Consider the following 9236-nt stretch of genomic DNA (forward strand, 5'->3'; position numbering starts at 1 on the left):
TGACACTGTACCTAATACGACTGCACACCGCTATAAGCTAGTGAGGTACACATATTTTTCTTCCCTTTTGACTTTTGCCTCTTGCCTTTTGCCTAAAACCCATAACTTTTGTACCTCAGCAGACTGAAAAACGCTATATAAGCTTCTGCTAGTTACTACGGGTAACATTACAAATGTCGAATTAGAAGCATTATTTCAGAATAATCTAACCCAAATAGAAGCACTTTTTACTCAACATTCGTTAATAGAAATGAGTCGCAACTCAATCATCGTTCATCATTAGTAGTAGGACAAGCTGAAATTAGCTTTAAGTGCTTCACAAAAGGAATAAAATCTTTATCTGAAAAAAAGAGCGGAAGATTATTTTCAATACAAAAGGAAGCAATAATAACATCAGCAGTTTTCCTAATAGTGATCCCCTTCTTGCGTAACTGGCGATAATTGTCCGCGCTTTTCAATGCCATTCTCAAACCTAGTAAATCATAAATAGTCAATGAAGTTAGTAAGCGATAGGCTATTTGATAATCCTTATCACTCCTAAAACCTTGGAGAACTTCGGTGAGAATAATAAGCTGCCCGCGCATTTAAATTGCTTGTTGAGACGAGGCAAGAGGCACTCTTGCAAGAGGCAACAGTAAAGGGATTGGGGGAGATTCGGCTAATCTTAAGAATAAGCGCTTTAAATGCGTCTTAGCTTATCACCAATAGCTATCGGCTCAACTCCCAGCAGTAAATCAATCCAAACACTAGAATCCACAAGAATCATTGATTGTGCCTCATTTCCTCAAGGTTTCCTTCCCATTTAAGCTTACCTTTAAAGGCTTTAATTTTCTCCTGTTGTTTGAGCCGAATCAAAGTCTTAAGACCCAATTCAACAACTTCTTGTTTAGTCTTTAAACCAGTAGCTTTAAGAGCATCAGCCATGAGTTGGTCATCAATGATAATGTTAGTCATCATCCTATCCCTAGTTGTGTATAGTAGATTGTTAATATACACATTATATAGGGTTTGCTGAATAAATGTGAGATGTAAGCAAGGTAGAGATTTTGTGGCTTTTCTCGCAAAACAGGTGCAAGATTGTGAGAGAATCGTCGTTCAAAATCTTGCGTCTTTATCGGCCCGCGTCCTGTAGGGGCGAAGCATTCGGACAATAACCTATCGGTGAAACTGTAGATTTTCTATCCGAATGCTTCGCCCGTACTTTTTGCCGCATACCCTATTTAGGAGAAAACTGCTCGATTCAATAATTTGAGCCAAAACCCAATATTTTTAAAGACATCGGTGCAGTTTCCCGCAAGTATCGCTCATTTTTGATAGACAAAAGTTATTGCTGTCACCCCCAACACAACTTTACTGTCCCACTCGCCAAATTTTGATAGTTTTGTCACCACTCCCACTAGCTAAATAGCGGCCATCGGGACTATATACCACTGACAAAACCCCTTCAGAATGACCAGTAAGGGTACGCAATTGTTTTCCCGTTGCTACTTCCCAAATTTTGATAGTTTTGTCACCACTACGACTAGCTAAATAGCGGCCATCGGGACTATATACTACTGACCAAACCACATTAGAATGACCAGTAAGAGTATGCAATTGTTTTCCCGTTGCCACCTCCCAAATTTTGATAGTTTTGTCATGACTCTCACTAGCTAAATAGCGGCCATCGGGACTATATACCACTGACCTAACCCTGTCAGAATTACCAGTAAGGGTACGCAGTTCTTTTCCGGTTGCTACCTCCCAAATTTTGATAGTATTGTCATGACTCTGACTAGCTAAATAGCGGCCATCGGGACTAACCATTGATTCAACAAAGCTACCCCTAAGGTTATGGGTATGCAATTGTTTTCCCGTTGCTACTTCCCAAATTTTGATAGTTCTATTTCCGTACCAGTTGTTCACACTACGACTAGCTAAATAGCGGCCATCGGGACTATATACCACTGAGTTAACTGAGTCAGAATGACCAGTAAGGGTTTTCTCTAAGAAGCGAAGACTAGATAAACCAGATATTAATAATTGAGGACTAGCAGGAAATTCGTCATATTTAAAATAACCGTAAACTTGGGTTATTCCTATCCCTAATAACAAAACGCCACCAAGAGCATTCATTCTATTTCTCAGATTATTATTTTTAACCGGTTGTGCTGGTGTTTTTTTGGGTACAGGTACGGGTGAAACTGGCGGAGAAGAATTAATCTTAGGAATAACTGGCGATTGTTTTTGAGTTACAACAGGCTGCGGATTTGGTGGTGGAGATGTTATAGTAGGAGTTATAGGAGGTAACTTTAATTGCCGTTCAATCTCATCTAAACGTTGTAAAATAACCCTAGTATTAGCCGGTCTATTCTTTGGCAATCTTCCCATCAACTCGTCAATAAAATCCAACAATAACGGGTGAATATTTTCCGTTTCTTCTCGCCAAGGTAAAACATCATTAATCGGATCATAAATTTCTAAAGGATGTTTTCCGGTTAATAAATGCACAAAAGTTCGTCCTAAAGCATGAAAATCTGATTGAATCACTGCTTGACCATGTTGTTGTTCATTGGGGGTATATCCGGCTGAGGTAATACCTGTCACCTGTTGACCTTTTACCTTTTGATGATAGGTTTGGGTTTCTTCCCTTGCTGTGCCAAAATCAATTAACACCAACTCGCCACTATTCCGCATCATGATATTAGGAGGTTTAATATCTCGATGCAGCCAATTCTGTTGATGAATTTTATCGAGAATTAAAGTAATTTCTCTCAGCCATTTTAAGGCTCGTTTTTGACTTAATTTATCATACTGGTTTAGCCACTGTTCTAAATTAATCCCCTCCACTTTTTCCATAACTAAACAGTGTAATATTTTCCCCTCCCTCGTGGAATATTGAAAATAGGCATCTGCTCGAGGAACACCGGTGACATTTTGACGACTTAACTCTAATAAAACGTCATATTCCCGTTTAAATAATTCCACTGCCTTCGGTTGATTATTCCATTTTTCTTGTAATACCTTGAGGATTTTGGCTGTAAAACCTTCAAAAGCCTCATAAACAATGCCAAAACCGGTCGTATCACTCAATAACCGACTCACCCTATATTTACCATTTAACAACAATTGAGAGCCGCAACTTTGACAGTAACGAGTATTCGAGTTATTATTACTCGGATGCCCTGGTTGAGAACAATCGGGATTAATGCAGTAACAGGGTTTCATCTCGGCTATCAGTTATTTTATTGAGTGAATAATTGAAAGTTTTCCCTTACCTGTCTTTGAAGGCATTTTATCATAAGTAAGTAGTAGTAGTAACGCACCAAATTAAATTAATGATAGGTGTGGTGCGTTACGACGGATTGTTAGATTCAAGTTTAAGCAGAGATTGTCGCCGTCTAACGCACCCTACATTTTACTAAACTGGGATGAGCCACTCTTGAAAAAGGGGACAATTATTAATTATTATTAAAAGTATATTTACTAATTAACCAAAATACCAGTGAAACTAGCTCAAGCTCAGACGATATTAACAGACACTTTAACCGTATTTTGGGGAGAATGGCTAGATTTAAGGGCGAGAGTCCTTCAGATCGCCGCCACAGGTTTAGTTTCTCCCCTAATCTATATTATCGGTTTCGGGTTGGGGTTGGGAAGCGCCCTCGATCGCTCGATGAAACCCTCGATCGGCGATTCCTATCTAGAATTTATTTTACCCGGAATGGTGGCCCTGTCCTCAATGGCGATCAGTTTCGGGGGAACCACCTTTTCCATCTGTGGCGATCGCTTATTTAGTAAAACCTTCGAGGAATTATTATTGCTTCCCGTCCATCCCCTCTCATTATTTTTAGGCAAAGTTTTCGCGGGGATTTTGCGCGGTGTAATGACTTCTGCATCAGTGATTCTCGTTGCTATCTTATTTACAGGAAAATTTGTCAGTTTTCTCAATCCCCTCTTTTTATTAGTTTTAATCTTAAATTGTGCCGTCTTTGCCGGTTTAGGGGCAATTGTCGGATTGCGAGTTACATCCATCGAAAGTGTCGGTCTGTATAATAACTTTTTAATCGTGCCGATGTCTTTTTTAGGAGCAACTTTTTTCGATCCCCAAACCTTACCCTGGGCATTAAAAATTATTGTTTATGCCTTGCCCCTCACCTATGCTAGTCTGGGATTAAGAGCCGCAGCCTACGATATTAATCAATTTCCTTGGTTCGCTATCCCCATTTTATTAATCGTCGCTATTCTTCTCTCGATTGTCGGTGCTTATCAATTCTCCCATCAACGGGATTAAATCAGTTATCAGTTATCAGTTATCAGTGGTCAGTTATCAGTTAAGTACCTAAGCAAAGTTAATTAAACATATCTAACTACCTCTTGCCTTTTGCCTTTTGCCTTTTGCCTATTCTAACCAAGAAATTCATTTTGCACAACTACTTATCTCCTGACTCCTTTTTCCCTTGAATAAATATATCCTTTTTTATAAACCCTACGATGTATTATGTCAGTTTACTGATGAAAATGGGCGCTCGACTTTAAAAGATTATATTCCCATCCCAAATATCTATTCTGTCGGTCGTTTAGATAGGGACAGCGAGGGATTATTATTACTCACAGATAACGGTCAATTACAGCATCGTTTGGGTCATCGTCAATTTGCTCATCCGCGCACCTATTGGGTACAAGTCGAAAGAATTCCAGACCTAAACGCTTTAGAAAAATTGCGTCAAGGTCTTCCTATTCAGGATTATCGCACTCGACCAGCAATAGTTAATTTACTAGATTTTGAACCGGATTTACCCCCCAGAGAGCCACCGATTCGTTATCGAAAATCTGTCCCCACCGCTTGGTTAGAAATTACCTTAACTGAGGGGAGAAATCGTCAGGTAAGACGGATGACGGCTGCCGTTGGTTATCCCACTTTAAGATTAATTAGAACCGCCATTACTATTGACAAAAACAATAAATTATGCTTAACAGGATTACAACCCGGTCAATGGCGAGAAGTGACTGAAAAAGAGAGAAAAGCCTTGGAAAGGTTATAATTTCTGTAAGTAACCTTGATAACCAAAGTTGAATGTATATTTTGGAACTTGATCAAATGACCCACAATTATCTATAATCGTGAATATTAAACCTAAGACAAACATGAAAGTTAAAATTAAAAATCTTGGCATTTTAAAACAGGCAGAATTCAGTCTAGGCGACCTCACAATTATCTGTGGTGGTAATAATACAGGTAAAACTTATGCTACCTACGCTTTATTCGGTTTTTTAGACAATTGGCGAAGACTATTAACGGGGCCAAGATTTGGACTCAAAGAAAAAATTGAGCAACTACTTTCTGATGGTGTAATTAGTCTCGATCTACAGGAGTATGTTCAACAGTGTGAAAGTATTATTACTACAGGTTGTCAAAGATATGTTCAACAAATACCTGAAGTTTTTGCGGCTAACGAGGAGAGGTTTAAAAATGTTGATTTTCAGATAGAATTAAATTTTGACAATATTCAATTTCAAGATAAGTATGAAAAGAAAATTAGTACAGCAATATGGGAAATTATCTCGATTAGCAAACCTGAAAATGAGCCTTATTTATCCATTGCATTATTAACAGAAACAGAAACAGAAAAAATAAATCTGGGAGGTGATTTTCTTGAATATATCGAATATATCATTTCCAACAGCATCCAAGATATAATTTTCTCTCAGTTTTTTCCCAGGCCATTTATTGCCAGTGCAGAAAGGACAGGAGCGGCAATTTTTCGCAAAGAGTTAAATTTTGCTCGTAATCGTTTACTGGAAGAAATTAGTAAAAATAGCAATTTTAATCCTAGGGAACTGTTATTTAATGTTTCTCAGGATTATGCGCTACCAGTCAAAAAAAATGTAGATTTTACTAGACAAATAGAAACAATTGTCAAAAAAAATAGCTTTATCGCCGAAAATCATCCCAGTATTTTAGAAGATTTTGCCGATATTATTGGTGGTCAATATATGATTACTAGCAATGATGAACTTTATTACATTCCTAAAGGAAAAAAACTTAGACTATCGATGGATGAAAGTTCTAGTGCTGTACGTTCTCTTTTAGACATTGGCTTTTATTTAAGACACGAAGCTCGAATCGGAGATTTGTTGATAGTAGATGAACCTGAATTAAATCTCCATCCAGAAAATCAACGCCGTATCGCTAAACTTTTCGCTCGACTGATCAACATTGGTATTAAAGTTTTTATCACTACTCACAGTGATTATATTATCAAAGAAATAAACACATTAATTATGCTCAACCATGATCAACCACATCTGAAACAAATTGCCGCAGAAGAAGGCTACAGACAAGAGGAATTATTATCGGCCGATCAAGTTAAAGTCTATATTGCTGAAAAAGCTTTAAAGATGTTAAAAGGACAAAAAAGAAAAACCAAATTTAACACTTTAACTCCCGCTAAAATTGATCACGAAATGGGTATCGAGGCGCGCAGTTTTGATACTACTATCGAAAATATGAATCGTATTCAAACGGCTATTATTTGGGGTGAGGAGTAATGTCTGATATTGCTATCCTCAAAGAAATGATTAGCAAGTGTGCGATAGTAGAGTTGGAATATAAAAAAGAGTACAAACGAGATAGTTATTTACTGAAACTGATAGAAAATCAAGATAACTATTCATTTGTGATTAGTGGAATGCCTGAACCCGATCAAGTTATTGTGATCAAGCTAGATGAGTTTTTTGATGTCCGCAAAATTTTTACTGGTAGTAAAGGTGAGTGTAAGCGTGCAGATTTTATAATTATCGCTAATACCCCTACTGAAAAAGTTATCCTTTGTTTGGAAATGAAGAAAAGCGGAGATTCTAATCCATCGATAACTAAACAATTAAAAGGAGCCAAATGCTTTGTCTCCTATTGTCGTGAAATCGGACGCTTATTTTGGAATCAACCCGATTTTCTTCAGGACTATCAATATCGCTTTGTTAGTATTAAAAATATCAGTATTTCTAAAACAAGCATGAGCAGCCGTAAACTTTCTCAAAAAAGTGAGATTCACGATCAACCAGAAAAAATGTTAAAAATTTCTGCTAAAGCGAAGCACTTTCAAGAATTAATTTAGTCCTATAGCTTGACATTATGACTGATTTAATCTCGATCGAATAACGATCTTTTGCCGAGAGTGCCGAAAGAGCCTTATCGATGCTCATTTTTAAAAACTTCAAACACCTGCCGGCTGAAATATTTTAACTTATCAGCCACCTTAGGAGAAGGTTGATAATTGCCGACTAATTGCCAATTTTCCACCGTAGATAGTCGCCAAGCGGTTCCTTGATGGTTAAAAGCCTGCATTTCTAAGCCAATCAAACGCTGATGCTGATCCTCGCTATCGAGATGAAAACGAATTTGTACCAGAATACTGCGCCCTTGAATTCTGGGACTCCAACCGGGAAAATGGAAAGCGATATCGATCGAGTCGGGATCCGTTAACTCCCTTGTGTGGGGATCATTGCGCCAAGGTTTCAGATCTGCCTTTGCATCGGGGAATTGTTGTTTAAACAGGTTGACGAGTGTGGCGATCTTCGCCGTTAATTCTAATCCTTTTGCCTGTTCCGACGCATTCATGCTCACCTCTGATAATTGCTTATAAAGTAACTATTTATACAGTTTAGCCCTGCTTTTTGCGACTATTGGAACAATTATAACGATATTTTCTCGATCGAGTCCAAAATGCCGCACCTGTCAATCAAGATAGCCGCCACCAAAAAGACAAAATCAAAACTAAACTAGAAAAGAGGATAATCGACAGGAACAGTATTTTCTATGAATCCCCAAGAGTCTCTATTACAATCGATCGAAAAATTAGGCTATCGGGTTACGGTGGGTGATGTGGCGGCAAAATCGGGTTTAGAGATTAACGCTGCACAACAGGGATTATTAGCTTTAGCGGCGGAAGCGGGGGGACATTTACAGGTAGCAGATACGGGGGAGATTATCTATCTTTTCCCTGAAAATTTTCGCTCAATTCTTCTGAATAAATATTGGCAATTGCAGTTAAAAGCTTTCGCCAGTAAAATCTGGCAAGTAGTTTTTTATGTTATTCGCATTTCCTTTGGCATTGTTTTAATTATTTCGATTTTAATCCTCTTGTTTGCTATCCTAGCGATCCTGATAGCCTCAATGTTCAAAGATAGTGACTCAGATAACAATTCTGGAAATAACAACATTAATATTAACTTCTTTCCCACGGACTTTTTCTGGATTTTTTATCCCGATTTTGGTAATAACTACTACGAAAAAAGAGATAGGGAAGTTAAGGCAGAAAAACCCCCTAGTAAGATGAATTTTCTCGAGGCAGTTTTTTCTTTTCTTTTTGGCGATGGCGATCCTAATTTTAATTTAGAGGAGAGACGCTGGCAAACTATCGGTAAAGTAATTCAAAATAATCGTGGCTCGATTATCGCTCCACAAATTGCCCCCTATCTCGATAGTATTACCCCTAGTCAGGAGGAGACAGAAGACTATATACTCCCAGTTTTAACTCGCTTTAATGGGTTGCCGCAGGTGTCCGATCGAGGCGATATTATCTATTATTTTCCCGATCTACAGGTGACAACCAAAGAGAGAAAATTACAAACAGTTTCCCCCTATCTAAAGGAAAAACGCTGGAAGTTTAGCGAAGCAGATAGTGGTCAAATTATCTTAGCTTTAGGTTTAGGGGCGGTTAACTTTATCCTCGCTTTAGTTTTAGGATATTTGCTCAACAGTGATAGTGTTGATTTGAGCGGTTCTCTGGGGTCGATAGTCACAGGTATCTACGGTTTTCTCCTCAGTTATGCCGCTGCTTTTTTGGGGATTCCCCTCGGTCGTTATTTCTTTTTGCAGTGGAGAAATGAGCGGGTGAATCAACGCAATCAAAAGCGAGAAAAAAGAGCAGATCTATTAGCCCAAAATAATCCTGAATTAGAGCAAAAACTGGCCTACTCTCGTCAATTTGCTGACCAAAAAGTGATTACAGATGCTGATATTAGTTATTCTACCGATCAAGACTATCTCGAACAAGAGATCGAGCGCTCCGATAAAATCGATCGAGAATGGCAAAAACGCTTAGAATCCCCCGATTAAGTAGCTGGTTATAATTAAATTAAAAATGGATTTTGCCTTTAATCCCCCCTTGATCCCCCCTTGATAAGGTAGGGTTGATTCATGAATCAACCCTACCCTTGATAACGGGGGTGTCTGATAATTTTTAACGCCTACC

At 38.3% G+C, this 9236-nt stretch carries 9 protein-coding genes; 5 read left to right on the top strand and 4 right to left on the bottom strand.

The window, feature by feature from the left end; translation table 11 throughout:
• Positions 1-266: 266 nt before the first annotated feature.
• The 3 genes from vapC to O9334_RS02705 form a co-directional block, all read right to left on the bottom strand.
• Complete coding sequence (gene vapC / locus O9334_RS02695; protein WP_287999181.1) at positions 267-584, bottom strand: type II toxin-antitoxin system VapC family toxin; 318 nt, start codon at positions 582-584, stop codon at positions 267-269.
• A 178-nt stretch (positions 585-762) separates the two neighbouring features.
• Positions 763-957, bottom strand: a complete 195-nt coding sequence (locus O9334_RS02700) for a type II toxin-antitoxin system VapB family antitoxin (protein WP_002752171.1) — start codon at positions 955-957, stop codon at positions 763-765.
• 393 nt (positions 958-1350) lie between these two features.
• Positions 1351-3207 carry a serine/threonine-protein kinase gene (locus O9334_RS02705; RefSeq protein WP_287999184.1) on the bottom strand — a complete coding sequence of 619 codons (1857 nt, stop codon included), beginning with the start codon at positions 3205-3207 and terminating at the stop codon, positions 1351-1353.
• Between the two features lie 277 nt (positions 3208-3484).
• On the opposite strand from O9334_RS02705, the gene O9334_RS02710 reads away from it, so the two are divergent.
• The 4 genes from O9334_RS02710 to O9334_RS02725 all read left to right on the top strand — a co-directional run bounded on the left by O9334_RS02710 (position 3485) and on the right by O9334_RS02725 (position 7097).
• Entirely contained in the window at positions 3485-4273 is a 789-nt protein-coding gene (locus O9334_RS02710; protein ID WP_287999187.1) for an ABC transporter permease, read from the top strand.
• A gap of 166 nt (positions 4274-4439) precedes the next feature.
• Entirely contained in the window at positions 4440-5024 is a 585-nt protein-coding gene (locus O9334_RS02715; RefSeq protein WP_002751273.1) for a pseudouridine synthase, read from the top strand.
• Positions 5025-5127: 103 nt separating this feature from the next.
• Entirely contained in the window at positions 5128-6531 is a 1404-nt protein-coding gene (locus tag O9334_RS02720) for an AAA family ATPase (protein ID WP_287999189.1), read from the top strand.
• Complete coding sequence (locus O9334_RS02725) at positions 6531-7097, top strand: hypothetical protein (RefSeq protein ID WP_287999191.1); 567 nt, start codon at positions 6531-6533, stop codon at positions 7095-7097. Before O9334_RS02720 ends, O9334_RS02725 begins: the two co-directional genes overlap by 1 nt.
• Before the next feature lie 74 nt (positions 7098-7171).
• On the opposite strand, the gene O9334_RS02730 is transcribed toward O9334_RS02725, so the two are convergent.
• A complete protein-coding gene (locus O9334_RS02730) occupies positions 7172-7600 on the bottom strand; it encodes a Tery_1686 family protein (protein ID WP_002743840.1) in 429 nt (142 codons plus the stop codon).
• 198 nt (positions 7601-7798) lie between these two features.
• Between O9334_RS02730 and O9334_RS02735 the strand changes: the two genes are divergently transcribed.
• Positions 7799-9100, top strand: coding sequence for a hypothetical protein (locus O9334_RS02735; RefSeq protein WP_287999193.1), 1302 nt, complete (start codon positions 7799-7801; stop codon positions 9098-9100).
• Positions 9101-9236 lie beyond the last annotated feature (136 nt).

It is taken from the genome of Microcystis sp. LE19-8.1F, assembly GCF_027531715.1.
Classification (GTDB): Bacteria; Cyanobacteriota; Cyanobacteriia; order Cyanobacteriales; family Microcystaceae; genus Microcystis; species Microcystis wesenbergii_A.

Coding starts and splice junctions, on each gene's coding strand:
- O9334_RS02725 (WP_287999191.1), top strand. CDS start 6,531: ATGTCTGATATTGCTATCCTCAAAGAAATGATTAGCAAGTGTGCGATA.
- O9334_RS02735 (WP_287999193.1), top strand. CDS start 7,799: ATGAATCCCCAAGAGTCTCTATTACAATCGATCGAAAAATTAGGCTAT.
- O9334_RS02700 (WP_002752171.1), bottom strand. CDS start 957: ATGATGACTAACATTATCATTGATGACCAACTCATGGCTGATGCTCTT.
- vapC (WP_287999181.1), bottom strand. CDS start 584: ATGCGCGGGCAGCTTATTATTCTCACCGAAGTTCTCCAAGGTTTTAGG.
- O9334_RS02730 (WP_002743840.1), bottom strand. CDS start 7,600: ATGAATGCGTCGGAACAGGCAAAAGGATTAGAATTAACGGCGAAGATC.
- O9334_RS02705 (WP_287999184.1), bottom strand. CDS start 3,207: ATGAAACCCTGTTACTGCATTAATCCCGATTGTTCTCAACCAGGGCAT.
- O9334_RS02720 (WP_287999189.1), top strand. CDS start 5,128: ATGAAAGTTAAAATTAAAAATCTTGGCATTTTAAAACAGGCAGAATTC.